Raw genomic sequence first — 26,964 nt, 5'->3', positions numbered from 1 at the left:
CAGACTGCGCGCGATAAGTTAAGCGCGTCAGCGTGTGCGCTTCAGCGTTTCCGCCAATCTCTTCCTGGCCCGGTAAAGTCGGTTCTCCACGGCCTTCTCCGTGAGGCCGAGCTCGCGGGCGGCTTCAGACATGGTCAGCCCTTCCAAGGCGGTGAGAATGAGCGGTGTCTTGAGACCGTCCGGCAAAGCGCTGATCGCTTCTCTTGCCCGTTCCAGCTCATCGCGCTCTGTCGTAACGCGTTCGGGGTCGGCGGCCTCGTGCGGAGCGTCCAGCTGGACGCCGGAGTTTGCGACCGGGCTGAGGGTGATCCAGCGACGGACGCGCGCCTTGCGCTGTTCGTCGCGGCACTTGTTGCGCACGATGGTGCGCATCCATGTCTCGAAAGGATAAGCGGGATCATAGCTGCGCAGCGACCGCCAGGCTGAAACGAAAGCCTGCTGGACCATGTCGTAGGCGAGGTCGTCATTGCCGATATGACGGCAAGCGAAGCGGTAAAGCGGCTGCTTGGTCCGGCGCATGAGCAGCGTGAAGGCCCGGTCCTCGCCAGCAAGCGCCCTGGCCGCCAGATCGCCGTCCGATGCATCTGCGTCCTGCATCACTGCCCGGTCTGTGTCAGGGTCGCCGTAACGGTAGCGTCAAAGCGCGCCTGCTGCTCGGCAGTAAGCACCTCGCGCATTTCAAGGACGAAGACGATGGTTTCGCGCTGGAGCGCGCCCATGGCGCCGTGAAAGTCCTCGATCGCGGACTGGACCTCGTCGGTATAGGCCTTGTCCGCGTCAATCGCTGCAGCGAGGCGCGCATTGGCAGCCTGCATCTCGTTTTCCAGGGCGCGGCGTCGTGATTGATAGCGCGCCTCGATTTCGGCGATCGCTTCGGCCTGCTCTGATGAAAGCTCAAGCTCGCGATGGACCATCTGATGGAGCGACGGGCCGCTATCGGCTGGCGCGAAATAGTGAGTGACGCACCAGGCCCCGAGGGCGCCGGCGGCGAGGGCCAGGACGACGCAGAGCCCTTGATAAAAGCCGAGCTTGCTCATTGCGGCGAACCTCCAAGCAGCGTCGAAGGGGCGTATGGCGCCGATGCCGAGAAGGCGCTCATAGGGCCCGCCGCGCCCGAACTCTGAAGGCTGGTTGCGCCGATTACAGCTCCGATGAGGAGGGCGATAAGGATCGCCGCTGCAGGACTGGTCAGAATCTGGACAGGCCCTTCGAACGTCCACTGCCCCGTCTGAGTGTCGGGCCTCTGCTCGTCGATACGCGCCCAGACCTCAGCCTCCATTGCGGTGAGGTCAGCCGTCGCCGGTTCTTCGCCGATCTTTTTGAGTACGCGGTCGATGTCTGTCATCGCGCGGCTCCTATTGGTGATCATGCCCATTATACGCACGCCAGCGCGCCTTCCCTCAAACTCATTGCAGATCAGATCTGTGCCGGTTTCTGTGAGCCCGGTGAGGGAAGCGCATTTCCAGCGCGTAGAGAGAGTGAAACACACAGGATGAACTCTCATGCTGATACTCGCCGCGCTCGCCGCCACCCTTTCTGCGACGCCCGCTCCCGCGCTGGCCGACTTGAGCGCGCGCCTTGACGAGCACCCGGCGCTCGCCGCTCTTGCGGTCGAGGCCGAGGCGCGTCGCCTTGAGGGGCGTAGCCGTCTCGGCCTGCCAAACCCAAGCATTGCGCTCGGCGTGAACAATGTGCCGGTGAACGACCCGTTCCAGTTCGACGAATACCTGCCGAGCTCGAAATCGGTCACGGTGACCCAGGCCTTGCCCAGCCGTGGGCTGCGCCAGGCCCGCACGGCTGCTGACGAAGCCCGCGCTTACATCGCGCTGACCATGATGGGCATGCGCCGCGACCAGCTTGAAGCGGCGCTCCACGTGTCGCTCCGCGAGATCGATGCGGCCGACACTATCGAACAGCTCGTCGCCCGCCAGCTTGCAGTCTACGACGACCTTGCTGAGGTGCTTGAAAGCGCTGCCGCCACGGGCGAAAGCCGGTTCGCCGCGCTGGCCGATATCGATGCGGAGCGCGCCGCCGCCGACACGACCGCCGCGGACGCCGCCCGCATGGCGGCCCAGGCGCGCAGTCGGCTGGAAAGCCTGGTGGGCGCTGTCGACACCGCGCCGCGTCTTGAGACCATCGAACCGCCGATGAGCGACGAGCCGCTCCGCTTTCACGCGGTCGCCTTGGCAGAGGCTCAGGCGCGTGCCGCTGAGGCGGGTGTCGAAATCCGCGAGCGCGATTTCGACCTCGGCTACGAAGTGTCGGTCAGCTATTTCCAGCGTGAATCAGGAGCGATGTTCGAGGGCGATGACTGGGTTTCGGCGCGCGTCGGTGTGTCGATCCCGCTCTGGTCGCGGTGGAATCAGCAGCCTGCACTGGAGGCCGCGCGCCGTGATGCGGACGCCGCCGCGCTGAGGACCGCAGACGCCAGACGCAACGCGCTTGATGAATACCGCGCGGCGACGGCGGCGTTCGCGTCGGCCCTTCGCTCACGCACCGCCCTCGAAGATCGGATCGCAGCGCTTGAAGCGCTCTCCGACGCGGCGCAGCGTGAGTATGAAGCGGGTTCTGGCGATCTGCGCCCTGTTTTAGAGGCTCGGGCGAACGCGCTTGAGGTGAGGGTTCGTGTCTTGCAGCTGCAACTCCAGGCCGACCGCGCCGCTGCCCGCATGCATGCCCTGACGCTGGATTGATCTGATGAAACACGCACTCTTCATGATGTTGGCGGCGGTCTCGGTGTTTGTCGCCCCGGTTCCGCTCTCATTTGGCGCATATATCGCCGAGGGGCAAACGGCGGAGGGCGGCGAGCAGCGCTATACCTGCCCCATGCACCCTCACTACATTTCGGATGATCCGGGAAGCTGTCCGATTTGCGGCATGGACCTGGTGCCTATGGACAGCGGCGGCGCGGACGCGGCAACGGGCTCTTCAGCGGGCGCGAGTCCCGCCGTAACCATCTCTCCCGCCCTGCTTCAGACGGTGGGCGTACGGACCGCCGAAGCCGCGCCCGCCGAATTTGGCGGGCGTATCGAAGCGTTCGCCCAGATCGCCGCTGATGAGCGGCTCCAGTCGGCTGTCTCCACTCGCACGCCGGGCTGGATCGAACGGCTCTACGTGCGCGCCGTCGGCGACGAGGTGAGCACCGGCGATCTGCTGTTCGAGTTCTACAGCCCCGAGCTTGTGGCCGCGCAGATGGATTACTTCTCGGCGCGCGCCTCCAATGCGCGCCGCGCCGAGGCGTCGCTCCGCCGGCTTGAGGCGCTGGGAATGGGGCCGATCGCCATCGCCCGCATGCGCGAGCGCGGCGAGCCCCTTCGCACCGTCCCGGTCTTCGCCGAACGCGATGGCGTCGTATCCGAGCTGAACGTCGCCGAGGGCAATTACTTGCCGGTCGGTGCGGACGTCCTGATGCTGCAGGACTATTCGACGGTCTGGGTGATCGCCGAGGCGCCGCAGAGCGATCTGGTGCACCTCGCCGAGGGGCAGAGCGCCGATGTGCGGCTGGCTCGCGGCGGCGCAGCGGTCAGCGGCGAAGTGGATTACATCTATCCGACTTTCGACGCGCGCACACGGACAGGCCGTGTTCGCGTGGCCGTGCCGAACCCGTCCGGCGCGCTGCGCCCCGGCGCGTTCGCCAGCGTCACGTTTGCGGGCGATATCGAGCGACGTCTCGCGGTCCCCACTGAAGCCGTGCTCTACAGCGAGGATGGCGCGCGCGTCGTCGTCGGGCTTGGTGGCGGCCGGTTCGAGCCGCGTGCGGTCGAGACGGGGATGAGCGAAAACGGCTTCACCGAGGTAAGACGCGGCCTGTCGGAAGGCGAGACCATCGTCGCCTCGGGCCAGTTTCTGATTGATAGCGAAAGCCGTCTGCGGGAGAGCTTTGCGCGCATGCAGGGCGGCGACGCGCCCTTGAGCGCGCTTGAACTGTCCGAGGCCGAGCTCGACATGGTGGACCATGTCGTGGACGCCGCGCTCTATGTCCACGAGGCGCTGCGAGACGGCTACCCGGTCCAGCCGTCCTTCTTCCAGCCTGCGATCGACGCTGCAGAGATGATCGCAGACCGCTATCCGGGGCGTTTGCGAAGGATCATGGAAGAGTCCGCCAAGACTCTTCAGGACCTGACCGAGGCGGGAACCGCGTCCGAACTTCGAGGCGGTCTGGACGACCTGGTGGAGACCCTCCGGCCCTGGCTGATGAGCCGGCCGCAGCGCTATGAAGCGCTCGGCCTGTCGATCTATGAAGCGGACGGGCGCGCCTGGCTTGAGGCCGGGACCACAAGGCCGTTCAACCCCTACGGCGATGAAGACGCGAGACGGGTGACGTGGCCAGAAGCCGCGGCGGAGCGTGAACAAGCCGAAGGCATGAGCGAAGACGCAATGCGCGCCGGGGGCAGTCATGCAAACCACTGACTCAGGGCTCCGCGACCCGTCCAAGGGTTGGGTTGGCGGCCTCATCGCCTGGTCGATCCAGAACAAGTTATTGGTCCTGATCGGTGCGGCGGTGCTCTTGGTGGGCGGGATTCGCGCGGTTCAGTCCACGCCGCTCGACGCGGTGCCCGACATGACCGACACTCAGGTCATCGTGCGCACCGAGTTCCCGGGGCAAAGCCCTCAGCTGGTCGAAGACCTCGTCACTTATCCGATGGCGAGCGCGCTGCTGGGCTTGCCGCGGACGGAGGACGTGCGTGGCGTCTCCATGTTCGGTTCCTCCTTCATCTACGTGGTGTTCGAGGACGGGGTGGATCAGTATTGGGCGCGCTCCCGCGTGCTCGAGGCGCTCTCGCGCATGCAGGCCGAACTGCCCGCCGGCGCGACGCCGGAGCTCGGTCCCGACGCCACAGGCGTCGGCTGGGTTTATCAGTACGCCCTCGTCGACCGCACCGGCGAGCGCGACCTCGCCGATTTGCGCGCCCTTCAGGATTGGTTCCTGCGCTTTGAACTCGCCGCCGTGGACGGTGTGGCGGAGGTCGCCTCGGTCGGCGGCTTCCAGCGCGAGTTTCAGGTGCTTCTTGATCCGGACAGGCTGCGCGCGTTCAGTGTGGCGCTTCCTGACGTGATCGAAGCGGTCCGCCGGTCTTCGCTTGAAGCAAGCGGCAGCATCGTCGAGCAGGCCGAGACGGAATTTTTCGTGCGCGCGCGAGGCTATGTGACCACGGCCGGAGAGCTTGAGCAGGTCTCGCTCTACGCCGAAGACGGCGCTCCGGTGACCGTCGCCGATCTCGGCCGGGTCATCGAGGGGCCGGCGCTGCGGCGCGGCGTGACCGAGCTTAATGGCGAGGGCGAAGTGGTCTCGGGCATCATCGTGATGCGCGACGGCGAAAACGCTCTTGAGGTCATCGACCGGGTGACCGAACGCATCGACGAATTGTCGGCCGGCTTGCCGGAGGGCGTGGAGATCGTTTCAGTCTACGACCGCGCGCCGTTGATCGAAGGCGCGGTCGAGTATCTTCAGCACAAGCTCATCGAGGAGGCGATCGCGGTCACGCTCGTGGTGCTGATCTTCCTCCTCCACGTGCGTTCCGCGTTCGTGTCGGTCATCACCCTTCCGCTCGGCGTCCTCGCCGCCTTTATCGTCATGCAGGCTCAGGGCGTCACCGCGAACATCATGTCGCTGGGCGGAATCGCCATTGCAATCGGCGCCATGGTCGACGCCTCCATCGTCATGGTGGAGAACGCCAACCGCCGCCTCGCAGACCTACCGCCCGACGCCTCGAAGGCCGATCGGGACGCCGCGCGGATCAAGGCAGTGCAGGAGGTCGGGCCAGGCGTCTTCTTCTCGCTTTTGATCATCACGGTGTCCTTCCTTCCCGTCTTCGCCCTGACCGGTGAAAGCTTCCGGCTCTTCTCCCCGCTCGCTTTCACCAAGACCTACGCCATGGCGTTCGCTGCGGCCCTGTCAGTGACGCTGGTTCCGGTTCTGATCATGCTGCTTGTACGCGGCCGCGTGCGGCCTGAGCGCGCCAATCCGATCATGCGGGTCCTCATCGCCGGGTATCGGCCCGTCCTGCGCCTGGCGCTGCGGTTCCGCTGGGTGACGATTGGCCTGACGATGGTGCTGCTGCTGAGCTCGGCGCTTCCGCTCGCCCGACTCGGCGGCGAGTTCATGCCGCCGCTTTACGAGGGCGAGTTGTTGTATATGCCGACGACTCTTCCCGGCGTCTCGACGGCCGAGGCGCGAGACATTCTCTCGACCACGAACCGTTTGATCATGACGGTCCCCGAAGTCGAACAGGCCTTCGGCAAGGCCGGGCGGGCCGACACGGCGACCGATCCCGCGCCCATGTCCATGATCGAGACCTGGATACGCCTCAAGCCGCGGGAGGAATGGCGATCGGGCCTCACGCCGGAGGCCCTAATCGAGGAATTGAACGAGCGCGTTGCGATGCCGGGGCTCGTCAATTCCTGGGGCTACCCGATCAAGATCCGCATGGACATGATCTCGACCGGCGTGCGCACGCCCGTGGGTGTGAAGATCACCGGCGACGACCTGTTCGAAATCGAACGCGTCGCCGCCGATCTGGCCCGAGTCGTGGAAGGCGTGGACGGCGCACGTTCGGCGTTCGCGGACCGCACCATGGGCGGGCGCTATCTGGAAATCACGCCGGACCGCCGCGAGCTGGCGCGGCAGAATGTCGATCTCGCCAGCGTTCAGGCGGTGATCAACGCCGCGATGGGCGGACGCCCGGTGAGCGAGAGCGTTCAGGGACGCGAGCGCTACGCCATCGCAGTACGCTACGACCGGCCGTTCCGAAACCAGCCGTCCGCAGTCGGCGACCTCCTGGTGACAAGCCGTGACGGCGCTCAGATCCCCTTGTCGGAACTCGCCGACATCGCCTTCGTCGACGGGCCGCCCATGATCCGCTCGGAGAACGCCCGTCTGACCGGCTGGGTGTTCGTCGACGTCGCCGGGCGCGACATCGCTTCGTTCGTCAACGACGCGCAGCGCGTGGTGGCGGAGGAGGTCACGCTGCCGTCCGGCTATGCGGTGGAATGGTCGGGCCAGTTTGAACAGATGATCGAGGCGCGCGAACGCTTGTCGCTCGCGATACCCGCCGCCATTCTGATCGTGTTCGTATTGCTGATGCTGCATTTCGGGCGTGTGGACCGGACGCTTATGATCATGGCATCGCTGCCCTTCGCCCTGATCGGCGGTTTGTGGTCGCTCTGGCTCGCCGGCTACGACATGTCCGTCGCGACCGCTGTCGGGTTCATCGCGCTTGGCGGCATCGCGGTGGAGACCGCAGTGGTGATGGTGCTCTACCTAGACCAGCAGGTCCGTGAGCATCCGCCCCGAACTCAGGACGAGCTGTTCGAAGCGGTGATGGCCGGCGCGGCCATGCGACTTCGTCCGAAACTGATGACGGTGCTGACCATTTTCGCCGGCCTGGCGCCGGTCTTCATCACCGACGGGCTCGGCGCAGACGTGATGCGCCGGATCGCGCTGCCCATGGTGGGCGGCATGGTCTCGACCCTGGTGCTGACCCTGCTGGTCGTTCCGGCGATCTATTTCCTCTGGGAGGCGTTCCGGCTCAGGCTGGACCGGAATGCGTCCGAAGTCTCAAACTCACTCTCAACCCGAACGGAGGCCTGACCATGACCCGTCCATCCTTGTTTCTGATCGCTGCATCCACCGCGGCCCTGATCGCCGCCTGCTCGGAGCCCGAGACCGAGGCGCCGGCGGTCGCCGCCGAAGCGTCCGCTGCTGGCGAGCAGACCGCTTCGTCCGGCATGGACCACGGTGATATGAACCATGGCGAAATGGCTAGCGGCGACATGCACGCGGGAATGGACCATGGAGGTATGGATCACGGCGCCATGTCCGGCGGCATGGCGGCGGCTGAAGCCACCGCCGAGGGCGTGGTCAACACCATCGACTCGGACGCCGGCTCGGTGAACATCACCCACCCGCCCATGCCTGAGATCAACTGGCCGGAAATGACCATGGACATACCCGTCACCGGCACGGTCGATCTTTCCGGGTTCAGCGAGGGCGACACGGTGCGCTTCACCGTCCGGCGCGGACGCGACGACGTCTTCCGCATCGTGGAGATGACGCCGGCCGGAGCGAGCGAATAATGGTGCGCGGCCTTGCCGCTGCGGTCGCCCTGGTGAGTTTCACTGCGGCCGCCCACGCCCATGCCGGCCTCAGGTCCTCCTCGATCGAGGATGGCGCGACGCTGGTAACGGCGCCGAGCCAGATCACGCTTGAATTCACCGCGGAGGTCGGGTTGGCGTCGGTGCAGTTGGAGACCGCCGACGGGAGCTCGCTTGAAACCGGGTTTTCGCCAGACCGGTCATTTGCGGTCGAGCACATCGCGCCGCTTCCTGAGCTGTCTCAAGGCGCATACGTCCTTGAATGGCGCGCGCTTGCACGAGACGGCCACGTCATGACGGGAGAGATCAGCTTCTCTGTGACCGGCGGCGATGCCTGACGGGTTTACGCTGGCTGTCTTCGCGGCGAAGCTCTGCGTCCTCGCCGCTGCGCTGATGTCGGCGGGCCTGGGCTGGGCGATCGCGCTCGGCGGCGATCTTGCGCGCCGGGTGAGGCCGAACGTTGTCGTCGGCTCTGCCCTGGCAGCAGCTCTTTGCTACGCGATCCTCCTCCTCACGATGAACGCCCAGCTCGGCGGCGCGTGGGCCTCTGCGCTCGATCCGATGACATTCGGCTGGATATGGCCCGGCCGGCAAGCTCAGGTTCTTGTGCTTAGCCTTGGACTTGTGGCGGCGGTCGCGGCCTCCCTCGCCAAGCTGGGCTTGCTCGGTCTCGCCGCGGCGCTACTCATCGCCGCGTCGTTCTCCCTGAGTGGTCATGCCGCGGGTCTGGAAGACGGGCTCTCCGCCCAGATTGGCGTGGCGATCCATGGGCTCGCCGCGTCGTTCTGGTTCATCGCCCCGCTGCTCCTTTGGCCTCGTGGGGTGGGGGATGGCTCGGACGCGAGCGCCGTAAGCCGCTTCAGCGAAGCGGCGGTCTGGATGGTCCCTATGGTCTTCGCCGCAGGCGGATATCTCGCCTGGCGCCTGGCCGGGGGGCTGACCGAACTCTTCACCACCCCCTACGGACAGCTCCTGACCGCCAAATTCGCCGTCGCCCTGGTGGCGCTCGCACTCGGCGCCGTCAACAAGCAGCTCGTGAGCCGAATACTCGCCGCCGATCTGCCCCGCGGACGCCGGCTCCTGCAAATCACGCTTAGTGCTGACACGGTGCTGTTCTTCACAGCGCTCGCACTCGTCACATGGGCGACAACGGTCAGCGGTCCGGCTTCCTAGCTCGAGCTTTCACCGTCCCGCAGACCCTCAGCTTGAGCACGGCGTAGGAACCAGCTTTCGAATGCGAAGATCGCGACGATGCCTCCAAGCGAAATCCCGATGATGATCGGGTCGTTCAGCGCCTTCATTACGATGAAAGCGGCGAGAGCGACGGCGTCGAGAACAATCGCGCTGACCAGGATGACCGGGTTCGCGTCGACGTCCTCGCGCATGCGCCGGAGCACGCCCCAATGGATGATGATGTCCATCACCAGATAGAAGATCGCTCCCATCGACGCGATGCGGCTCAGATCGAAGAAGGCGGCCAGGACTCCCGCCGCGACCACCGTATAGACCAAGGTATGTTTCTGGATGTCGCCAGGCATTCCGAAATGCTTGTGCGGGACCAGCTTCATGTCGGTCAGCATGGCGATCATGCGCGAGACGGCGAAGATGCTTGCGATGACGCCCGATGCGGTCGCAATGATGGCGAGCGTCACGGTGAACTGGACCCCGAGATCTCCCACCGCCGGCCGAGCAGCTTCAGCCAGCGAATAGTCCCGCGCGGCGATGATTTCCTCAATGGAAAGCGTCGAGCCGACCGCCCAGGCGACCAGCATGTAAACCACGAGGCAGATTGCGAGTGCGATGATGATCGCGCGGCCGACATTGCGGTGCGGATTTTTAAGCTCCGAGCCGCTGTTGGTGATGGTCGTGAAGCCCTTGTAGGCGAGAATGGCGAGAGCGACGCCGGCGAGAAAGCCGCCAATCGAACCCGCGTGCGCCGGTTCATCGCCCGTCGCAGGATCGAAGCTGAACCCGGCTGCGGCCAACGCGACGATCGCGAAGACCAGAATGCCGCCGATCTTCACCACCGCTGCGACCTTGGAAAGGCCTCCGACGAACCGGTTTCCCGCGACGTTCACGATGAAGGCGAACACGATGAGACCAACCGCCAGAACCGGGATGATCACAGACGGCGTATCACCTGGAAAGAGCTGCAGCGTGTAGGTGGCGAACGTGCGCGCCACGAGGCTCTCGTTGATGATCATGGAGAAGGCCATGAGAAGAGCTGATCCGCCGGTCACAGCGACCGGACCGTAGGCCTTGTTGAGAATCATCGCGATGCCGCCCGCAGACGGATAGCGGTTGGACACCTTGATATAGGTGTAGGCGCTGAAACCGCTGATCACGGCGGCCACCAGGAAAGCGAGCGGGAACCAGGGACCGGCGAATTCGGCGATCTGGCCGGTCAGCGCGAATATCCCCGCACCGATCATGACCCCGGTTCCCATAGCTACAGCACCGGCGAGGGTCAGACTGTTTGCGGCGTATTTCGCCGAGCGTTTGTCGTTCTTCAAGGGAAGGCCTCCAGCGTCTGCCTAGAGCCGAACGCTGCGAAGACGCAGCGCGTTGCCGATCACAGAGACCGAAGACAGGCTCATCGCCGCGGCTGCAATCATCGGGCTGAGGAGAACGCCGAAGACGGGGTATAGAAGCCCAGCAGCCACCGGTACGCCGGCTGCGTTGTATATGAAGGCGAAGAATAGATTCTGGCGGATATTGGCCATCGTGGCGCGGCTAAGGCGGACCGCTTTCGCGACACCTCGCAAGTCACCGCTCATCAGGGTGACGCTCGCGCTTTCCATCGCCACGTCAGCGCCTGTGCCCATGGCGATGCCCACATTCGCACCGGCGAGCGCAGGTGCGTCGTTCACGCCGTCGCCAGCCATGGCGACGATGAAGCCCTTCCCCTGAAACTCTTTGACGATGCGGCTCTTGTCCTGAGGCAAGACATCGGCGTGAATTTCGTCAATACCAAGCTTGGCGCCGATGGCTTCGGCTGTGCGCCGGTTGTCGCCTGTCAACATCACCACACGGATATTCGCGCCATGGAGGTCGGCAAGCGCATCGCTCGTCGTTTCCTTGATCGGATCGGCGACGCCGATCATTCCGGCGACCGTGCCGTCGATGGCGGCGAACATCACGGTCTGGCCCTCTGCCCGCCAGGAGTCGGCCTCGGCAGCGATTTCGGCGGGCATTCCGCCGAACGCCTCCATCATCGCCGCATTGCCAACCGCGACCGCGTGCTCACGAACCTCGCCTGCCACACCCTTCCCCGTGGTGGACTGGAATTCAGAAACATCGCTGATTGAGGCGCCACGCGCTTGGGCGCCAGCAACGATCGCGGCGGCGAGCGGGTGCTCACTGCCTTGCTCGAGTGAGGCGACAAGGCCCAATACGTCATCCTCTGGAAGCTCGCCGAAACACTTGATCGAGGTGAGCTTGGGGCGGCCCTCTGTGAGCGTGCCGGTCTTGTCGACGACAAGAAGGTTAACTTTCTCTAGCGTTTCAAGGGCCTCGGCATTCTTCACAAGGACGCCGCTCTTCGCCCCCTGACCGGTCGCCACCATGATCGACATGGGTGTGGCGAGCCCGAGTGCGCACGGACAGGCGATGATGAGGACGGCGACTGCGTTGACGAGCGCATAGGTCATCGCCGGTTCAGGGCCGAAGGTCGACCATGCAATGAAGGAGATCACCGCGACCGCCATAACAGCTGGAACGAACCAACCCGACACCGTATCGGCCAGTCTTTGGATCGGTGCGCGGCTTCGCTGTGCCTCGGCGACCATCTGAACGATCTGTGAGAGGGTTGAGTCTTCGCCGACCCTTGTCGCTTTAATGATCAGCCCACCGGTCTGGTTCACGGTGCCTCCCGTGACTGCGTCGCCATGTTGCTTGGCGACAGGTATGGCCTCGCCGGTGATCATGGATTCGTCGACCGTGCTGGAGCCGTCCTCCACTGTCGCGTCCACCGGAATTTTCTCGCCGGGGCGCACCCGCAGCCGGTCGCCCTCGGCCAGCTCGTCGAGCGCCACTTCCGCTTCCGATCCGTCTGTTTCGATCCGTCGCGCGGTCGGTGGTGCAAGTTCCAGGAGCGCGCGGATCGCCCCCGAAGTCGCACTACGTGCGCGAAGCTCAAGCACCTGCCCAAGCAGAACCAGCGTCGTGATGACCGCGGCGGCCTCGAAATAGACCCCGACCTCGCCACTGGCTTGACGGAACGCATCTGGAAACAAGCCTGGCGCCACCGTGGCGACGACGCTGTAAAGATAGGCGACCGAAACACCCAACCCGATCAGGGTGAACATGTTCAGGTTCATGGTGCGAACCGACTGCGCTCCGCGCACCAGAAAGGGCCAACCGCCCCACAGGACGACGGGAGAGGCCAGAAGAAGCTGTAGCCATTGCGCTGACGCGCCCCTGATCAGCGCATGCGACGGGCTGCCCGGCACCATCTCCACCATAGTGTAGAGAAACAAGGGCAGCGTGAACGCCGCGCTGACCCAGAAGCGCCGGGTCATGTCAGCTAATTCCTCGCTGTCCTGCTCATCCCCGGCGATCACGCTCTCCGGCTCAAGCGCCATACCGCAGATCGGGCAGGGCCCCGGTTTCGGCTCACGAACGCCAGGATGCATGGGACAGGTGTAGACGACGCCGTCAAAGTCGTTGGGAATGCGATCATACTTCCCGCCGGGCTGCTGCCCTGGATCGTGCTTGTGAGACGGGGCGTCGTGCTCATGGCATTGATGATCCAACTTATCCTCCCATGGGCCTACGGCGCTCTCGTCCTCTATACGCGGCGCAACCGGCCCTCCCTCAGGATCGCTGCACCGCCTATCTCGACGCCTGCGCGTTGCTGCTGGGCCACTGTTTGCGTGAGACCGAGACAGGCAGAGGAAAGGCGCGCCATGCAAACCGCACCCGGACACGGCCGGCTTGAAGATCGGTCGAACAATTTCACCGCCATGCGGATCGGGTTCGCCGTCCTGATTCTTTACGGGCACGCTGCCCGGCGTGTTCGAAGCCAACCCAATAACGGAGATCAACGGGCCGCTCTGGACGATCCGCTATGAGCTGGTTTGCTATGTTCTCGCCGGAGCTGCGGCGACGGTTGGGGTCTGGCGGCGCAGCTGGGACGTGCCGGTCCTGTTCGCCCTGGCGGTCATGGTCTCATTGACGGTCCAGGCGTTTCCCTATTCCGGGCCGCTCGATGACACGGTCGAGGTCATGTCCCGGTTTGGGCCGGCCTTCCTGACCGGAGCGATTTTCTATCGTTTCCGCCACCGGATCGCCTTGAACGCCGCCGGGCCGCGCTGCTCTGCCTCGGAGCATTCGCGCTGTACGCCACACCGGCGGGCATGATCGCTGGTCAGATCGCCAGCGCCTATGTGTTCCTGTGGCTCGGCTTCAAGACGGTCCCCGGCGAGATTGGCCGTCAGGTGCGCGAGGTCGAGGATATCTCCTACGGCCTGTACATCCTGCACTGGCCGGTCGGTCAGGTGTGCGTCGCGCTTAATCCCGACATTGGGACTGGCGCGATGTTCGCGATCATGGGGACAAGCACGCTACTGATGGCCGTGTTGCTCCGCCGCGTAGTCGAGAAACCCGCGCTGAGGGTGAAGCCTTGCTTGCGCTCAGCTCTGGATAGCGCCACGACTGGTCGGTTCACAACAATGCTGGAGGTCGCAAGTCGAGCTGTCACCCGACTGCACCAGCGGGTGCAATGAGCCTGATTGTGAGCCGGTCAAAGCCGGTGAGGCAACGCGGGACCGGGACTATGGTTTGGTTGTCTCCCATATGGGTCAACTCGTTTCGAGGGACGGTTTGTACCCGAAGGACCCGGCTCATTGAGCCTGATTTCTTCTAGGACTTCTCCATTCTGGCAGTGCGGTCATCCGGAACGGACCCGGCACGAGCCGGGAACAGGGCTGGCGTCAGCATGCTGCACGGATGCTGCATAGGACAAGTAAAACATTGAAAAGATTGGATAGAGCACCAGACTACGAATCTGGGGGTCGGGGGTTCGAATCCTCCCCGGCGCGCCATCTTTTCCAAAACGATATTTGAATGCATACGGCTGTGCGCGATCAAAGCGCGCTTGCTGGCTCGCATGCGCGTCGCGTGTGGGCTCAGGTTAGGCCGTCGCCCCGCACGGCGGACGGTTCTCTAGATCATGAAAAAATCATCGTCGGGCGGGCTCGACGGTTTGGGCGGCGCCGGGGGCTGTGCGGGCCTGGTCGCGTTTTCGAGCCTGTGAACCAGCCGGGACTGATCCGCGGAGAGCTTGCCCGCGATGCTTTTGACCTTGGCCAGCCTCAGGCGGATGCGCTCGATCTTGCGCGGGTCCATGGCCTCCTTGGGGTCACGGGGCAGGGCGCAATCTTGCTCCATTTTCGTGAACTCCGCCCCGAGGGTCGGAAACCCCATGCAGTAAGAGCTGCCGCGCAATCTGTGGCATTCTTCCTGCAGGCTCTTGAGCTTTTTGGCGTGTTCAAAGCGAGAGTCCGATTGTGCGTTGAGGATCGCGTTCACCTGTTGGATTTCGCGTGGAAGCTCCAGGCAAAATTTCTCAACAATTGATCTTGCACTTGCTTTGGGCATGGGGGACTCCGCCAGTCATGGCAAGATAAGTGGGGCGAACTTGCGCAGGGATTAATCATCGGGCCCGGATCATCAGACAGGATTGCGCGCGTCTTCGGGCGATGGATTCGCCCCACAGGAATTGCGCCGCCGCTTAGTTCGCTTGCGATTGCGCGACATGACTGACACTATCGGCGCAAGCCTATGTCAGGCCCAGCGAATGTGATGAGACCCTGCAGGTCATCCATAGCGTTCACAATTTAAGTCGAATCCTAGGATTTTTGCAGGTTCTACAAATGTGTCACGATTTTCGCTTTGCCCTCAGAGATGGGGCAAGGGAGGCGCACGACTGTGTCGACGCCCTTTTTTCACAACTCGATTTCCAACACCGTCAGGATTACCAGCGCTTTTTGCTCATTCATGCCGCGAGCTTTGGGGTGCTTGGTCATTATGCCGACCGGCACTGCCTGACGCAGGACTTGCTGGCGCGCATGAATGCGCAGCTGAAAGCGGACCTTGCCGGTTTTCCTGCGAGCGCCTTCACGCCTGGCGCGCCTGTGCTCGCTCGTGCGCCTGATCCGCTGGCCATTGATTACGTGGTGTGCGGCTCCCGCCTGGGATCGCAGCTCCTGTCGCGGCGCTGGTTGCAGAGCCGGGACGCGGTCGTCCGCGCCGCGGGCGGCTATCTGAACCTGCCGCATAATCCCGAGTTGTGGCGCACGGTGTGCGCCGCCTTGTCGGCTTTGGCGCCGGATGGCCGACGCGCTGCGCGGATTGTGCGCGATGTAAGGGCGGTCTTCGGGCTGTTCATCGAGAGCGGACGCGGCGTTCAGGCGCCCGCCATGGCGGAGGGCCAGGTCCAATGAGCCATGAGACAATTCAGACTGGCGCGACAAACGCACCCGATCTCAGCCAGTGCGACCAGGAGCCCATTCACCTCCTGGGCGGCGTTCAGGCGTATGGCGGACTGGTGTCCGCGTCCTCGGACCTGATGGTCAATCATGTTTCCGAGAATCTCGAGACCATACTGGGCATAGAGCCGAAAGCCGCCATTGGCGCCCATCTGGGCGATCTGTTGCCAAGTGAAGCGGTGCACGACCTGCGGGCCAAGCTGCAATTGCTCTCTGTCCAGACCAATGTCGTGCGCCTGTTCGGTTATGACGTGATGAAGACCGGTGAGCTGTTCGATATTTCCATCCATCAGTCCGCCAGCTCGTATGTGTTCGAATTCGAGCCCAAGGCCGGCGGCGGCCACCGCGATGATTTGTCCACGGTCATGCCGCTTGTGGGGCGTGTGAAGCAGGCGGAGGATATAGAGGCTGCGTGTCATGAAGCCGCTTCGGCCATGGCCGCCTTGTCCGGATTTGACCGGGTAATGGTCTACCAGTTCGCCCAAGACGGCAGCGGTGAAGTGATCGCCGAACGTCGTCGTGACGATATGGAGCCCTTCCTAGGCTTGCGCTTTCCGGCCAGTGACATTCCCAAGCAGGCGCGCGAGCTCTACAAGCGCAGCGTCCTGCGCTTGATTGCGGATGTGAACGGGGAGGTCTCGGCACTGACGCCCCAGCTCGACGCGCAGGGCGAGCCCCTGGATCTGTCCCTGGCGGTCACGCGCGCCGTGTCGCCCATACACCTGCAATATCTGCGCAATATGGGCGTTGAGGCCTCGATGTCGGTCTCCATTCTGAAGGATGGGGAGCTCTGGGGGCTGATCGCATGCCACCACAAGACCCCGCGCTATGTGGACTATGAGCGTCGGACAGCCATCGAGCTGTTCGCGCAGTTCTTTTCCTACGAGCTGGTGCACAAGATCGAGCTGGCGGCGCGCGCGGAGGAGGGCGAAGCCCGCGCGATCCATGACAATCTGATGGTGCGCCTGTCTTCGGGCACGGACTTCGTGGAAGGGTTCGACATACTGGCCGATGAGCTGTCGCGGATTATCCCCAGCGATGGTCTGGCCGTGTTTTCCGAAGGGCGTTTCAAGGCTCGCGGAGAGGCGCCGTCAGAAGAGGCCTTCCAGTCGCTGGCCCGCTTTCTGAACACCGCGCCGGCCGGTCAGGTCTACAGCGTCGAAAACCTGTCTTCGGTCTTTGAAGAGGCCGAAGCGTTCGGTGATCGCATCGCCGGCTTGCTGGCGGTGCCGATCTCGCGCACGCCGCGCGACTACATCGTGTTCTTTCGCCGTGAGATCGCCCGCTCGGTGGTTTGGGGCGGCGACCCGAACAAGCCTGTGGAGGCCAAGGAGGGCGGACGGGCCCTGACGCCGCGGGAGAGCTTTGCCGAGTGGAAGGAGATGGTGCGCGGGGCCTGTGCGCCCTGGACCGAGAGCGAGCTGCGGATTGCGGAGGCCTTGCGCGTCTCCCTGATCGAGGTTGTCCTGAAGCTGACGGACGAGGCGAACATTGCCCGACGCAAGGCGGCGGAGAAGCAGGATTTCCTGATCGCCGAGCTCAATCACCGGGTTCGCAATATCCTCAATCTTATCCAGGGTCTGGTCTCCCAGGGGCGTCCGGCCGCCAATGATATCGACACCTACAAGAAGGTGCTGGATCAGCGCGTGCATGCTCTGGCGCGCGCCCATGACCAGCTGACGCGCAAGGAATGGTCGGCGATTTCCCTGGTCGAACTCATCGAAGTGGAGGCGGCGGCCTATCTGGACGCCCAGGGCGATCGGGTCAGGCTGAGCGGCGTCAGCCCCATGCTTGAGCCGGAGGCCTTCACGAGCCTGGCGCTGGTGATGCACGAGCTGATCACCAACTCCGCCAAATATGGCGCCCTGACCGGGCACGCCGGGGTCGTTCATGTGGATATGCGCTTTGGTGAAGACGGCGCATTGCACATTCAGTGGCGCGAAGTCGGCGGACCGCCCGTCGCGACGCCGTCGCGGCGCGGGTTCGGATCGACCGTCATCGAGCGGACCATTCCCTTCGAGCTCAACGGCTCGGTTGAAACCCGCTACGAGCCGGCTGGCTTTGAAGCGGACATCACCCTGCCGGCCAGGATCGTCCGAGAAGGGGCGCCGGAAGAGGCTGCGCCCGAAGGCGCGCCTGCCCCCAGACCGGCCCTTCCAGAGTCCGTTGAGGCGCATGTATCGGGCGAGCTGAGCGGCGAGGTTCTGGTGCTTGAGGACAATATGATCGTCGCCATGGATGCGTCAGAGACGCTCCAGCGCGGCGGTGCGAGCAAGGCGCACATGGCGAGCAGCCTGGAGGAGGCCCTGGCCCTGATCGAGCGTGAACCGATCGTCTTCGCGCTGCTGGACGTGAATTTGCGCGATCAGACATCGGCTGAAGTCGCCCGGGCGCTGAGCGAACGCGGAACGCCCTATATCCTGGCGACCGGATACGGCGAAGCCGACAGCGCCATCGCCGAATTCCCCGAAGGCGTGACCGTGATCACCAAACCTTTCACCCCTGAGTCCCTGATGCAGCAGACCCGGCGCAAGCTCGGCTCGGGCTCTTAAGCAACAAGGCGCGGGCCCGTCCTGCGGACTCGCGCCTTGCTCATGGAGTGTCGCTGGCGTCAGCGGTTCTGGTACGCGTCCGCCTGCGTTTCGGCCAGGTCGATCAGATCGCCCATGACCACATGCATGTCCACCAGATGCAGGCCCCAGTCCGCCAGAACCTGACCATTGGCAATCACGTCTCCGGTCAGGATGTCCGTGCGCGGGTCTGACGGGTCAGCGTTCACGGTCACCGACAGGTATTGCGCGCCATCGCGATTGACGCACTGGCCGCTGAGAAAGTCCGGCAGTTTGACAAAGCGGGCGTCCACATCCTGGGTCTCGGTCCAGCTCTGGCTCGCCATGTCGTACCCGTCCGAGCCATTGCTCAGATAGGCGTCCAGCATGACCGGTCCGTCGCCGGAGAGGCTGGCGGGATTGACGCAGGCGATTTGATTGGCCGGGTCCGGGCTGCGTCCGAACCGGGTATTGGCCGGCGGCGGCACGTCATCGCGGAAGGTGACATAGGAGACCACGCAGCCGGTCTGGCCCGCCTCGGTGCAGATCGGCATGGCGTTGAAGTCGCCGCCCATTGTCTCGCCTTCCGGCACCTGGACGTTCCACCCGATCAGATAGGCGGAAATGACCTGATCCTGGATCGGCTCGCCCTCGATCTCCTGGCTGATCAGCGTTTGCAGCATGCGCGCGCCTTGGCTGTGCCCGACCAGGATGACGCCGCGACCGTCATTGTCGTGCTCGAGATAATGACGCCACGCCTCGCGCACATCGCCATAGGCCAGCGCGCCGCCGGACATGGCGTCGCCATCACCGGCCATGGCCGCGCGCAGGGCGGTCAGGGTCACCTGCCGATAGAGCGGTGCAAACGGACGGCAGACCTCGCTGAAGCGGGCGAACTGGGCGTGCACCACGCCGCGCTCTTCCGGGCCGATTTCGAGATCGCTGTTGACGCCGGGGTCTACCGAAACCGTCGGATAGACGTAAAAGCAATCAATCGCGGGATCCTGTGCGGGCTGGTGAATATCCATGGTCACCGAGCCATCCGGCTGAACGACCGCAGCGTCCAGATCAACCGCGCAAGCATCCTCGCGTCCCGGGCGGCACAGCCAGACCGAGCCGTCATCATAGTCTGGCGCGGCGCCGGCTTCGCCCTGAGCGTAAGCGGCGCCGGGCAATGCGGTTGCAGCCGACAGCAGTGCTGCCCCGGCCCAAGTTCGAATAAGGCTTCCTGATGTGAGCGCCATGATGTCCTCCCCTGTCAATTTTTGTGTATTGGGTATGTAGAACTCTGACGTAGCTGCACTGAAATGTCGACATATAACGCCGTGTTATTGCGATTTCCGTGCGAGCGCGGCATAACCGCTTACAGAAAATAGAAAGAACGGTATGGGTTGCCCGCCCGCCTGGGGAGAGTGTCATGACACGTGAAGCCGCAATCGTTTCAACAGCGCGCACGCCGATCGGCAAGGCCCACCGCGGCGCCTTCAACGACACGGCGCCGGATCGGCTGGCCGCTCATGTCATGAAAGCGGCGGTCGAGCGCGCGGGCGTGGATCCGCAAAGGCTCGATGATGTGATCTTCGGCGCGGGTAATCAGTACGGCCCTCAATTCTACAATCTCGCCCGCATGAGCCTGTTCACGGCGGGGCTGCCCCAGTCGCTGGGGGCGACCACGCTAGATCGCAAATGCGCGTCCGGCCTCACCGCCGTCGCCTTGGCGGCGCGCTCCATCATGGCCGATGATGCGGACATGATCCTGGCGGGCGGGGTGGAGTCGGTCTCCATGACGCGACTGCCGGGCTTGCCCGATGAAAGCTGGCGGTCTCAAAGCGTCATGGCCGCCGAGCCGGACGCCTATATGGCGATGATCGAAACCGCCGAAGTGGTGGCCGAGCGCTATGGCGTCAGCCGCGAGGCGCAGGATCAGTATGCGGTCCAGAGCCAGCAACGCGCAGCCGCCGCGATTGAAGCAGGGCGGCAGGAAGCGGAAATCGCGCCCTTGCCCGCCGAGAAGATCGTGCGCGCCAAGGACGGGTCCGAAACCGGGCGCGAGGCCGTCAATCTGACTGCGGACGAAGGCGTGCGCCCGGGCGCCAGCTATGAGGCGCTCAGGGGTCTCAAGCCGGTCTGGAGCGGGGGCAAGTCTGTGGCGGAAGGCCGTTTTGTCACGGCGGGCAATGCCAGCCAGCTGTCGGATGGCGCGGCGGCGCAAGTGGTCATGGATCACGCAACCGCCAAGGCCGAAGGCCGCGAGGTGCTGGGCGTGTTCCGGGGCTTTCAGGTCGCCGGCTGCGCGCCGGACGAAATGGGCATCGGCCCGGTGTTCGCCATCCCGAAACTGCTCAAGCGCGCCGGTCTCGGGGTCGGGGATATCGGCCTGTGGGAGATCAACGAGGCCTTCGCCAGCCAGATCGTGTACTGCCGCGACCGGTTGGACCTGCCGTCAGACAGGCTCAATGTGAACGGAGGCGCGATCGCGGTGGGCCACCCCTTCGGCATGACCGGATCGCGTCTCGTGGGGGCGGCGCTGCTGGAAGGCCGGCGCCGGGGTGTTAGATATGTAGTCGTCTCCATGTGCGTCGCAGGCGGCATGGGCGCGGCCGGCCTGTTCGAGCTGGTCGACTAGAAAAGCGGAGGAGACCGTCATGGATCTCGATTTCACTGAAAAGGACGAAGCCTTCCGCGAGGAAGTGCGTGAATTCCTGAACGAGAAACTGCCCAAGCGCCTGTCAGACAAGGTGCGCCAGGGGCAGCGGCTGACCAAGGCCGACATGGAGGAATGGCACGCCATCCTCAATGAGCGCGGCTGGCTGGCGCCGCACTGGCCCGTGGAATGGGGCGGCACCGACTGGAGTGTGGTCCAGCGCTTCATCTTCGAAACCGAAACCGCCATGGCGCATGCGCCGCGGGTCGTGCCCTTCGGGGTGTCCATGCTGGGCCCGGTGCTGATCAAGTTCGGCACCGAAGAGCAGAAGAAACACTGGCTGCCGCGCATCCTGGACGGGTCTGACTGGTGGTGTCAGGGCTATTCCGAACCGGGCGCCGGGTCGGATCTTGCCAGCCTAAAAACCTCCGCTGTGCGCGAGGGCGATCATTACGTCATCAATGGCCAGAAGACCTGGACCACCCTGGCGCAGTGCGCCAACAAGATCTTCTGCCTGGTGCGCACCAGCAAGGAAGGCAAGAAGCAGGAAGGCATTTCCTTCCTCCTCGTCGACATGGACACGCCCGGCGTCGAAGTGCGCCCGATCAAGCTGCTTGATGGCGATCACGAGGTGAACGAGGTCTGGTTCTCCGATGTGAAAGTGCCTGTCGAGAACCTGGTGGGTGAAGAGAACAAGGGCTGGACCTGCGCCAAATACCTCTTGAGCTATGAGCGCACCAATATCGCCGGCGTCGGCGCCTCCATGGCGGCGTTCGAGCGGCTCAAGGAAGTGGCGCGCACGACCCGACGCAACGGATCTGCCCTGATCGAAGACTCGCTGTTCGCAGCACGCATGGCGGAAGTGGAAATCGACCTTGAGAACATGCGCACCACCAATCTGCGCGTGCTCGACAGCGTCGGCCGCGGCCAGACGCCAATGGCGGAATCCTCGATGCTGAAAATTCGCGGCACTGAAATTCGCCAGAAAATCACGGCGCTTATGCGTCGGGCGGCGGGGCGCTACGCCCAACCCTTCCTGGATGAAGCGCTGGAAGGCGGCTTCAACGGCGAACCGGTCGGGCCGGGATGGGCCGCGCCTGTGGCGTCGCAGTATTTCAACAATCGCAAGCTTTCGATCTTTGGCGGCTCCAACGAGGTGCAGCGCGAGATCATCGGCAAATCGATGATGGGGCTCTAATCATGGATTTTTCACTGGGTGATGATCGCCGGATGATGGCGGATTCGCTGTCGCGCTATTTTGCCGACACGCTGGGCTGGGAAGCCCGTCAGGCCGCCGCCGAGAGCGAAGCGGGCTTCAGCCGCGACATGTGGGCGGGCCTCGCTGAACTGGGCGTGCTGGGCCTGTTGTTTGGTGAAGAGGCCGGCGGCTATGGCGGCTCGGCCTTTGACGCGGGCGCCGTGTTTGCCGAAGTCGGCAAAGCGCTTGCGACCGGGCCGTTCCTGGGCACGCTGCTGGGTGGCAATATCCTGGAGGCCGCGGGTGAAGCGGACCTTCTGGGAGAGGTGATTGCAGGCTCGAAAATCCTGACGTTCGCCGATGATCCGGCCATGGATTCCAACGGCGTCGTGACCGACCCGGTCAAGGCGGTGAAGGAGGGCGAGGCCTGGCGTCTGAGCGGCGCGAAAGGCGTGGTCGATTATCTGGGCTCTGCGGACCTGATCGTGGTGACGGCCGAGGCCGATGCGGGCTGGGCGAGCTTCCTTGTCGAGGCGGACGCCGAAGGCGTGGAGCGTCGCGCCTATCCGCTGGTGGATGGCGGCGCGGCCGGCGAGCTGACCCTGGAGGGCGCGTCTGCCCGGCTTCTGGTGTCCGGAGAGGACGCCATCTCGAAGGCGCGCGCTCTGGGGCTGGTCGCCACGGTCTGGGAAGCGGTCGCCGTGATGGAAGTCCTGCGCGATGCGACTATCGAGTATCTGGGCACGCGCAAGCAGTTCGGCGTGCCGATCGGCGCGTTCCAGGCGCTCAAGCACCGCATGACCAGCGTGGCGCTGGAAATCGAACAGGCGCGCTCGGCGGCCATCAACGCCGCGGCGTATTTCGCCAAGGACCCGGCGACGCGGGATCGTTACGGGTCGGCGGCGAAATACACGGCCGGCAAGGTGGGCGCCCTGACCGCCGAAGAGGCGATCCAGATGCATGGCGGCATCGGCATGTCCTGGGAAATGCCGCTGTCGCACTTCGCCAAGCGACTGGTCATGCTTGACCATGTGCTCGGCGATGAAGACGCCCATATGGCGCGCTATCTCAAGCTCGCCAGCGCGGCCTGAGGCACGGACCGTCGGCGCCCTTATTCAAGGACGCCGGCGGTCACCCCGCCATCAATCACCATCATCTGACCTGTCATCCAGGCGCCCGCCTGACCGGCGAGGTAAACGGCAGCGCCCGCAATGTCTTCAGGCTCGCCCAGGCGGCGCAGGGGCGTGCGTCTGGACACCGCCGCCTCGGCCTTGGGGTCTTCCCACAGGGCGCGGGCGAAATCGGTTTTCACAACGCCGGGGGCGATGGCGTTGACGCGAATATTGTCCGGGCCCGCTTCCAGGGCGTAATTGCGCACCAGCTGGAAATCCGCGGCCTTGGAAATGTTGTAGGCGCCGATGGTCTGCGAGCCGCGCAAGCCGCCGATGGATGAGATCACGATGATGGCGCCATCCTTGGCCTTGCGCATGTCGGGCAACGCCATCTGGATCAGCCAGTGGTTCGAGATGATGTTATTGTTCAGGACCTTTTGGAACTGTTCGTCCGTAATCCCGTCCATGGAGCCGTAATAGGGATTGCTCGCCGCGTTGCAGACCAGAATGTCCACCGGGCCGAAACCGGCGCGGGTCTTTTCAAACAGAGCTTCCAGTTCGGGCTTGGAGGAAATGCTGGCGGCGATGGCCAGGGCGCGGGTTTCGCCATGTTCGGCATTGATGGCGTTCGCCACGTCCTCACAGGCGTCCTGATTGCGGCTGGAGATCACCACGCGCGCGCCCTGTCGCGCCAGCTGTTCGGCGATGGCGCGGCCAATGCCGCGTGAAGAGCCGGTGATCACGGCGGTTTTTCCGGTCAGATCGAAAAGCGTCATGAAGGGCGCTCCTTGCACAGAGTTCAAAAAGAAAAGGGCCGGGACAGAGCCCGGCCCTCAGGGGGAGATGTCCCGGACCTAGAAGCGGGCTGTCAGTCCCAGTCGATACACCCGACCCAGCGGGTTGCCGACATAGGGATCGTAGCTCAACTCCAGACGCGCCGCAGGCGGGTCGGTGTCGAAGATGTTCTCCACACCAGCCTGGAACTGCACATCCGCGCCGAAGGCGGCGAGATCCACCGTGCCCAGAAGGTCATGCTGGGTATAGGATTCCACCGTGCGTCCGAAATCGGTCGGACCGAATTCGGGCGTCTGGGTGCACGCCCCCGTGTCCGGACAGCGATTGTCGTCCACGCCGTCGATATAGGTCAGCGAATAGGTCGCGTTGTAGCGGCCATAGGTGAAGCTCGCGAAACCGCTGGCGCGCCAGGGCGAGACCGTGCCGGGGGCGCGGTCATAATTGGCGAAGCCGGCCGCGTCATAGGAGCCGTCAAAGGTCAGCCCCTGATAGACGAACTCGCCGAACTCGTACTTGGCGGTATAGGTGGCGTTCACTCCGCCGCTGAAGTCGAACGGGCCGACATCGCCGCGATAATTGAGCGAGAAATCGAGACCGTTCGTGGTCACGTCCGGGCCGTTCACGACCTGCACCAGGATGCGGGAGATGTCGTTCGCCGTGGTTCCGGCGGTGCAGCTGCCGCCTGCGAACACCACAAATTCGGTGAACGGGCTGGAACAATCCACTGCCTGGGTGCCGTCCGTGACCGGGCCCGGCGCCACAGCGCTGGCGATGGCCTGAACAGGCAGCTCGGTGAACCGGCCTTCAAAGTCGTAATTCCAGAAATCGACGCTGGCGCTGAAGCCGCCCGATTCAAACAGAATGCCGAAATTGTACGTAAAGGCGGTTTCCGGATCGAGATCGGGGTTGCCGGCGATCTGGTTGGCCTTGAAGGCGCCGCCGGCGGCGTCGATGCCCTCGACCAGGGTCAGGCCGTCGCCTTCCAGATCACTGGGCAGCGGCGCGCGGAAGGTGTCGCCGACCGAGGCGCGCAGGGCGACATTGTCGCTGACCTGCCAACGCGCCGAGATCTTGGGATTGAAGGTGGAGCCGACCGGATTGCCATAATCCTCGTAACGGACTGCGCCGGTCAGTTCGAAGCCGTCAAACGGTTCGATCTGGGCTTCGGCGAACAGGGCGTAGACATCCTGCTCCACATTCACGGTGGAGTACTGACCCAGGAAGATGAACGGTCCCGTGGGCAGGTTGGCGTCGTTGGGATCGTCCAGGCAGGAGCGATCGCCTTCGATCGCGCACGGGAAACCGACCGGATCGCTGAAGACATTGGCGGGCAGGGATTCGTACTCGGTGCGGCGGTATTGGGCGCCGAACGCGTAGTCCACTTCCTGGCCGAACAGCGTGTCATAGCCGCTGAAGATCAGGTCGACGATGAACTGGTCCTCGGTCTGATCGGTGCCGCTGGGCTGGTACATCCATTCGATCAGGGCCGGATCGTTCTCATTGCCCGGCACAAAGGCCGGGTTGGTCAGCCCCAGGGTGGGATGGCCCGGCGCGGAGTTGATGAACGGGTTGAAGTACTGGCACCCGTTCGCCCCGGGCGTGCTGCTCGAACAGCTGGCGCCGCCAAACCCGTTGATGGCCCGCTGCAGCCGGTCGCCCACAAAGTCCCGCACCGCATTCTTGCGGTTTGAGTGGATGTAGGTGGCATAGAGCTGGGCGCCGAAATTGTCCGAGAAATCGTGCTCGAAGCCGCCTGCAATGCGCCAGGCCTCGTTTTCCGCGCTGCCCAGGCCCGCGCCGCGCTCATCAAGCGGATTGCCGCCCAGAGCGAAGGGGCGGAAGAACAAGATGTTCGACAGCGAGGACAGATAGGCCGGCGACCCCGCCGGGAAGGTTTGCGACAGATAGGCCGCATAACCCGGGTTCGAGGCGGGTACGGAGAAGGCATTGGCGCTGCCCGGGCCCAGCGGACCCTGCACCGGCGGGTAGCTGGGCGAACCGGCGTAATCGATCATTTCCATGCCCGCATAGATCGCTTCGGCGTGGAAAGTGGTGTTCGGGCCCAGATCCACATCGATCTGGCCGTAGATCTGATAGCGCTCTTCTTCTTCAACCAGATTGCTGAAGTCCACATAGGAGTAGCGGCAGACCGGGAAAGCGCTGGTCGGTGAGGTCGGGAAGGTGCCCTGGATGCCGCCCATGGCGGTGCAGGTGTCCAGCTGTTGACCGTCAATGCCGATGCCCACGACGCCGAAACCGGGAATGATGGGCAGATAAGTGCCTGGATTGGACAGGAAGGAATAGCCTGTCGGGTTCACATCATATTCGGTCTGGGTGAAGGCGCGCTCGGTGTTGGGCAGTTCATTGCGCCGTTGCCAGCCTGCGCCAACCATCACATCGACATTGCCGAAGCGCTCGCCTGCCAGAACGCTGGCCTGGTAATTGCCGTCCGAGCCGTCGATGAAATTGTAGCTGCCGGACACTTCAATGCCTTCAAAGGCGTTGTAGGTCACGAAGTTGGCCACCCCGGCGATGGCGTCGGAGCCATAGGTCGACGCCGCGCCGTCCTTGAGGACTTCCACGCGCTGAACCGCGAAGAAGGGGATGAGGTTTGTGTCGGTCGAACCGGTGCCGGGGCTGGAGATCGTGCGGCGGCCATTGAAGAGCACCAGCGTGCGCTCACGGCCGAGGCTGCGCAGGTTGATCGAGCCCACGCCCTGTTCGGTGCCGGCGGCGAACTGGTTGGAATCGCCCAGGACCGGACCGACCGACGGCAGGGTTTTCATGAATTCGAGCGGGCTGTCGATGCCGCGATTATCCAGCTCCTGAGCGCCGAACACATCCACCGGCAATGCGCCGTCCTCACCGCGCCCGCGGATATACGAGCCGGTGATGACCACACGATCAACCGGCATCGCGGCGTCATCAGATTGTGCAGGGTTGGCGCTCTCCTGAGCAGAAGCGGTCGTGACCGCCATGAAGGCCAGTGGCGCGCAGACCGCCCCCAGCATGAGCTTTGACTTGATTGTCATCGTGTTCTCCTCCCGACCTGCCATGCAGGCCATGTCCCTCGCGGTTGAGA

General features: G+C 64.1%; 22 protein-coding genes. 13 read left to right on the top strand and 9 right to left on the bottom strand.

Translation table 11 applies throughout. From position 1 onward, the window contains the following. Positions 1-27: 27 nt before the first annotated feature. The 3 genes from RBA95_RS03690 to RBA95_RS03680 are packed head-to-tail and all read right to left on the bottom strand — an operon-like array spanning position 28 to position 1,345. Positions 28-597 carry an RNA polymerase sigma factor gene (locus tag RBA95_RS03690; protein ID WP_306015602.1) on the bottom strand — a complete coding sequence of 190 codons (570 nt, stop codon included), beginning with the start codon at positions 595-597 and terminating at the stop codon, positions 28-30. Then, on the bottom strand, positions 597-1,037 hold the full coding sequence (locus RBA95_RS03685; RefSeq protein ID WP_306015459.1) for a Spy/CpxP family protein refolding chaperone: 441 nt from the start codon (positions 1,035-1,037) through the stop codon (positions 597-599). The genes RBA95_RS03690 and RBA95_RS03685 overlap by 1 nt, the downstream gene beginning before the upstream one ends. Then, positions 1,034-1,345 carry a hypothetical protein gene (locus RBA95_RS03680; protein WP_306015458.1) on the bottom strand — a complete coding sequence of 104 codons (312 nt, stop codon included), beginning with the start codon at positions 1,343-1,345 and terminating at the stop codon, positions 1,034-1,036. The genes RBA95_RS03685 and RBA95_RS03680 overlap by 4 nt, the downstream gene beginning before the upstream one ends. 157 nt (positions 1,346-1,502) lie before the next feature. Between RBA95_RS03680 and RBA95_RS03675 the strand changes: the two genes are divergently transcribed. Genes RBA95_RS03675 through RBA95_RS03650 form a run of 6 tightly spaced genes read left to right on the top strand, consistent with a single transcriptional unit; the run spans position 1,503 to position 9,267 of the window. After that, entirely contained in the window at positions 1,503-2,693 is a 1,191-nt protein-coding gene (locus RBA95_RS03675; protein WP_306015457.1) for a TolC family protein, read from the top strand. 4 nt (positions 2,694-2,697) lie between these two features. Next, the gene (locus RBA95_RS03670; protein WP_306015456.1) at positions 2,698-4,410 is read left to right on the top strand and encodes an efflux RND transporter periplasmic adaptor subunit; all 1,713 of its coding nucleotides are present in this window, start codon (positions 2,698-2,700) and stop codon (positions 4,408-4,410) included. Then, positions 4,397-7,591 (top strand): efflux RND transporter permease subunit, encoded by a 3,195-nt coding sequence (locus RBA95_RS03665; RefSeq protein WP_306015455.1) that lies wholly within the window; start codon positions 4,397-4,399, stop codon positions 7,589-7,591. Before RBA95_RS03670 ends, RBA95_RS03665 begins: the two co-directional genes overlap by 14 nt. A 2-nt stretch (positions 7,592-7,593) precedes the next feature. Then, on the top strand, positions 7,594-8,076 hold the full coding sequence (locus RBA95_RS03660; RefSeq protein WP_306015454.1) for a copper-binding protein: 483 nt from the start codon (positions 7,594-7,596) through the stop codon (positions 8,074-8,076). Beyond that, positions 8,076-8,432 carry a copper resistance CopC family protein gene (locus RBA95_RS03655; protein WP_306015453.1) on the top strand — a complete coding sequence of 119 codons (357 nt, stop codon included), beginning with the start codon at positions 8,076-8,078 and terminating at the stop codon, positions 8,430-8,432. The genes RBA95_RS03660 and RBA95_RS03655 overlap by 1 nt, the downstream gene beginning before the upstream one ends. Then, entirely contained in the window at positions 8,425-9,267 is an 843-nt protein-coding gene (locus RBA95_RS03650; RefSeq protein WP_306015452.1) for a copper resistance D family protein, read from the top strand. Before RBA95_RS03655 ends, RBA95_RS03650 begins: the two co-directional genes overlap by 8 nt. Here the strand turns inward: RBA95_RS03650 and RBA95_RS03645 are convergent. Continuing rightward, entirely contained in the window at positions 9,264-10,607 is a 1,344-nt protein-coding gene (locus RBA95_RS03645; protein WP_306015451.1) for an APC family permease, read from the bottom strand. The two genes, RBA95_RS03650 and RBA95_RS03645, sit on opposite strands and share 4 nt — an antisense overlap. Positions 10,608-10,628: 21 nt before the next feature. Further along, positions 10,629-12,848 carry a copper-translocating P-type ATPase gene (locus RBA95_RS03640; protein ID WP_306015450.1) on the bottom strand — a complete coding sequence of 740 codons (2,220 nt, stop codon included), beginning with the start codon at positions 12,846-12,848 and terminating at the stop codon, positions 10,629-10,631. A gap of 259 nt (positions 12,849-13,107) precedes the next feature. On the opposite strand from RBA95_RS03640, the gene RBA95_RS03635 reads away from it, so the two are divergent. Then, positions 13,108-13,455, top strand: a complete 348-nt coding sequence (locus RBA95_RS03635) for a hypothetical protein (protein WP_306015449.1) — start codon at positions 13,108-13,110, stop codon at positions 13,453-13,455. Further along, the gene (locus RBA95_RS03630; protein ID WP_306015448.1) at positions 13,452-13,820 is read left to right on the top strand and encodes a hypothetical protein; all 369 of its coding nucleotides are present in this window, start codon (positions 13,452-13,454) and stop codon (positions 13,818-13,820) included. The genes RBA95_RS03635 and RBA95_RS03630 overlap by 4 nt, the downstream gene beginning before the upstream one ends. Before the next feature lie 439 nt (positions 13,821-14,259). On the opposite strand, the gene RBA95_RS03625 is transcribed toward RBA95_RS03630, so the two are convergent. Further along, positions 14,260-14,694, bottom strand: coding sequence for an Hpt domain-containing protein (locus tag RBA95_RS03625; protein ID WP_306015447.1), 435 nt, complete (start codon positions 14,692-14,694; stop codon positions 14,260-14,262). Between the two features lie 389 nt (positions 14,695-15,083). Between RBA95_RS03625 and RBA95_RS03620 the strand changes: the two genes are divergently transcribed. Both RBA95_RS03620 and RBA95_RS03615 read left to right on the top strand, forming a co-directional pair. Next, on the top strand, positions 15,084-15,539 hold the full coding sequence (locus RBA95_RS03620) for a hypothetical protein (RefSeq protein WP_306015446.1): 456 nt from the start codon (positions 15,084-15,086) through the stop codon (positions 15,537-15,539). Next, positions 15,536-18,136 carry an HWE histidine kinase domain-containing protein gene (locus RBA95_RS03615; protein WP_306015445.1) on the top strand — a complete coding sequence of 867 codons (2,601 nt, stop codon included), beginning with the start codon at positions 15,536-15,538 and terminating at the stop codon, positions 18,134-18,136. Before RBA95_RS03620 ends, RBA95_RS03615 begins: the two co-directional genes overlap by 4 nt. Before the next feature lie 59 nt (positions 18,137-18,195). On the opposite strand, the gene RBA95_RS03610 is transcribed toward RBA95_RS03615, so the two are convergent. Continuing rightward, the gene (locus RBA95_RS03610) at positions 18,196-19,377 is read right to left on the bottom strand and encodes a DUF3089 domain-containing protein (RefSeq protein ID WP_306015444.1); all 1,182 of its coding nucleotides are present in this window, start codon (positions 19,375-19,377) and stop codon (positions 18,196-18,198) included. Between the two features lie 173 nt (positions 19,378-19,550). Here RBA95_RS03610 and RBA95_RS03605 point away from each other — a divergent pair, with 173 nt between their 5' ends. The 3 genes from RBA95_RS03605 to RBA95_RS03595 are packed head-to-tail and all read left to right on the top strand — an operon-like array spanning position 19,551 to position 23,066. Further along, on the top strand, positions 19,551-20,759 hold the full coding sequence (locus RBA95_RS03605; RefSeq protein ID WP_306015443.1) for an acetyl-CoA C-acyltransferase: 1,209 nt from the start codon (positions 19,551-19,553) through the stop codon (positions 20,757-20,759). Positions 20,760-20,778: 19 nt separating this feature from the next. Next, positions 20,779-21,975 (top strand): acyl-CoA dehydrogenase family protein, encoded by a 1,197-nt coding sequence (locus tag RBA95_RS03600; RefSeq protein WP_306015442.1) that lies wholly within the window; start codon positions 20,779-20,781, stop codon positions 21,973-21,975. Positions 21,976-21,977: 2 nt separating this feature from the next. Further along, complete coding sequence (locus tag RBA95_RS03595; protein WP_306015441.1) at positions 21,978-23,066, top strand: acyl-CoA dehydrogenase family protein; 1,089 nt, start codon at positions 21,978-21,980, stop codon at positions 23,064-23,066. Between the two features lie 20 nt (positions 23,067-23,086). Here the strand turns inward: RBA95_RS03595 and RBA95_RS03590 are convergent, their stop codons facing one another. Both RBA95_RS03590 and RBA95_RS03585 read right to left on the bottom strand, forming a co-directional pair. Then, a complete protein-coding gene (locus RBA95_RS03590; protein ID WP_306015440.1) occupies positions 23,087-23,863 on the bottom strand; it encodes an SDR family NAD(P)-dependent oxidoreductase in 777 nt (258 codons plus the stop codon). A 78-nt stretch (positions 23,864-23,941) separates the two neighbouring features. Beyond that, the gene (locus RBA95_RS03585) at positions 23,942-26,914 is read right to left on the bottom strand and encodes a TonB-dependent receptor domain-containing protein (protein WP_306015439.1); all 2,973 of its coding nucleotides are present in this window, start codon (positions 26,912-26,914) and stop codon (positions 23,942-23,944) included. Positions 26,915-26,964: the final 50 nt, after the last annotated feature.

The organism is Oceanicaulis sp. MMSF_3324 (genome assembly GCF_030733545.1).
Taxonomy (GTDB): domain Bacteria; phylum Pseudomonadota; class Alphaproteobacteria; order Caulobacterales; family Maricaulaceae; genus Oceanicaulis.
The sequence above is the reverse complement of the archived record's forward strand: the minus strand, read 5'-3'. Positions and strand labels throughout refer to the sequence as shown.

Bases quoted from the DNA above. Each gene is read 5' to 3' on its own strand.
- RBA95_RS03665 (WP_306015455.1), top strand. From the start codon at position 4,397: ATGCAAACCACTGACTCAGGGCTCCGCGACCCGTCCAAGGGTTGGGTT.
- RBA95_RS03605 (WP_306015443.1), top strand. From the start codon at position 19,551: ATGACACGTGAAGCCGCAATCGTTTCAACAGCGCGCACGCCGATCGGC.
- RBA95_RS03670 (WP_306015456.1), top strand. From the start codon at position 2,698: ATGAAACACGCACTCTTCATGATGTTGGCGGCGGTCTCGGTGTTTGTC.
- RBA95_RS03680 (WP_306015458.1), bottom strand. From the start codon at position 1,345: ATGACAGACATCGACCGCGTACTCAAAAAGATCGGCGAAGAACCGGCG.
- RBA95_RS03675 (WP_306015457.1), top strand. From the start codon at position 1,503: ATGCTGATACTCGCCGCGCTCGCCGCCACCCTTTCTGCGACGCCCGCT.
- RBA95_RS03600 (WP_306015442.1), top strand. From the start codon at position 20,779: ATGGATCTCGATTTCACTGAAAAGGACGAAGCCTTCCGCGAGGAAGTG.
- RBA95_RS03615 (WP_306015445.1), top strand. From the start codon at position 15,536: ATGAGCCATGAGACAATTCAGACTGGCGCGACAAACGCACCCGATCTC.
- RBA95_RS03685 (WP_306015459.1), bottom strand. From the start codon at position 1,037: ATGAGCAAGCTCGGCTTTTATCAAGGGCTCTGCGTCGTCCTGGCCCTC.
- RBA95_RS03585 (WP_306015439.1), bottom strand. From the start codon at position 26,914: ATGACAATCAAGTCAAAGCTCATGCTGGGGGCGGTCTGCGCGCCACTG.
- RBA95_RS03630 (WP_306015448.1), top strand. From the start codon at position 13,452: ATGATCGCTGGTCAGATCGCCAGCGCCTATGTGTTCCTGTGGCTCGGC.
- RBA95_RS03650 (WP_306015452.1), top strand. From the start codon at position 8,425: ATGCCTGACGGGTTTACGCTGGCTGTCTTCGCGGCGAAGCTCTGCGTC.
- RBA95_RS03610 (WP_306015444.1), bottom strand. From the start codon at position 19,377: ATGGCGCTCACATCAGGAAGCCTTATTCGAACTTGGGCCGGGGCAGCA.
- RBA95_RS03625 (WP_306015447.1), bottom strand. From the start codon at position 14,694: ATGCCCAAAGCAAGTGCAAGATCAATTGTTGAGAAATTTTGCCTGGAG.
- RBA95_RS03595 (WP_306015441.1), top strand. From the start codon at position 21,978: ATGGATTTTTCACTGGGTGATGATCGCCGGATGATGGCGGATTCGCTG.
- RBA95_RS03590 (WP_306015440.1), bottom strand. From the start codon at position 23,863: ATGACGCTTTTCGATCTGACCGGAAAAACCGCCGTGATCACCGGCTCT.
- RBA95_RS03660 (WP_306015454.1), top strand. From the start codon at position 7,594: ATGACCCGTCCATCCTTGTTTCTGATCGCTGCATCCACCGCGGCCCTG.
- RBA95_RS03655 (WP_306015453.1), top strand. From the start codon at position 8,076: ATGGTGCGCGGCCTTGCCGCTGCGGTCGCCCTGGTGAGTTTCACTGCG.
- RBA95_RS03690 (WP_306015602.1), bottom strand. From the start codon at position 597: ATGCAGGACGCAGATGCATCGGACGGCGATCTGGCGGCCAGGGCGCTT.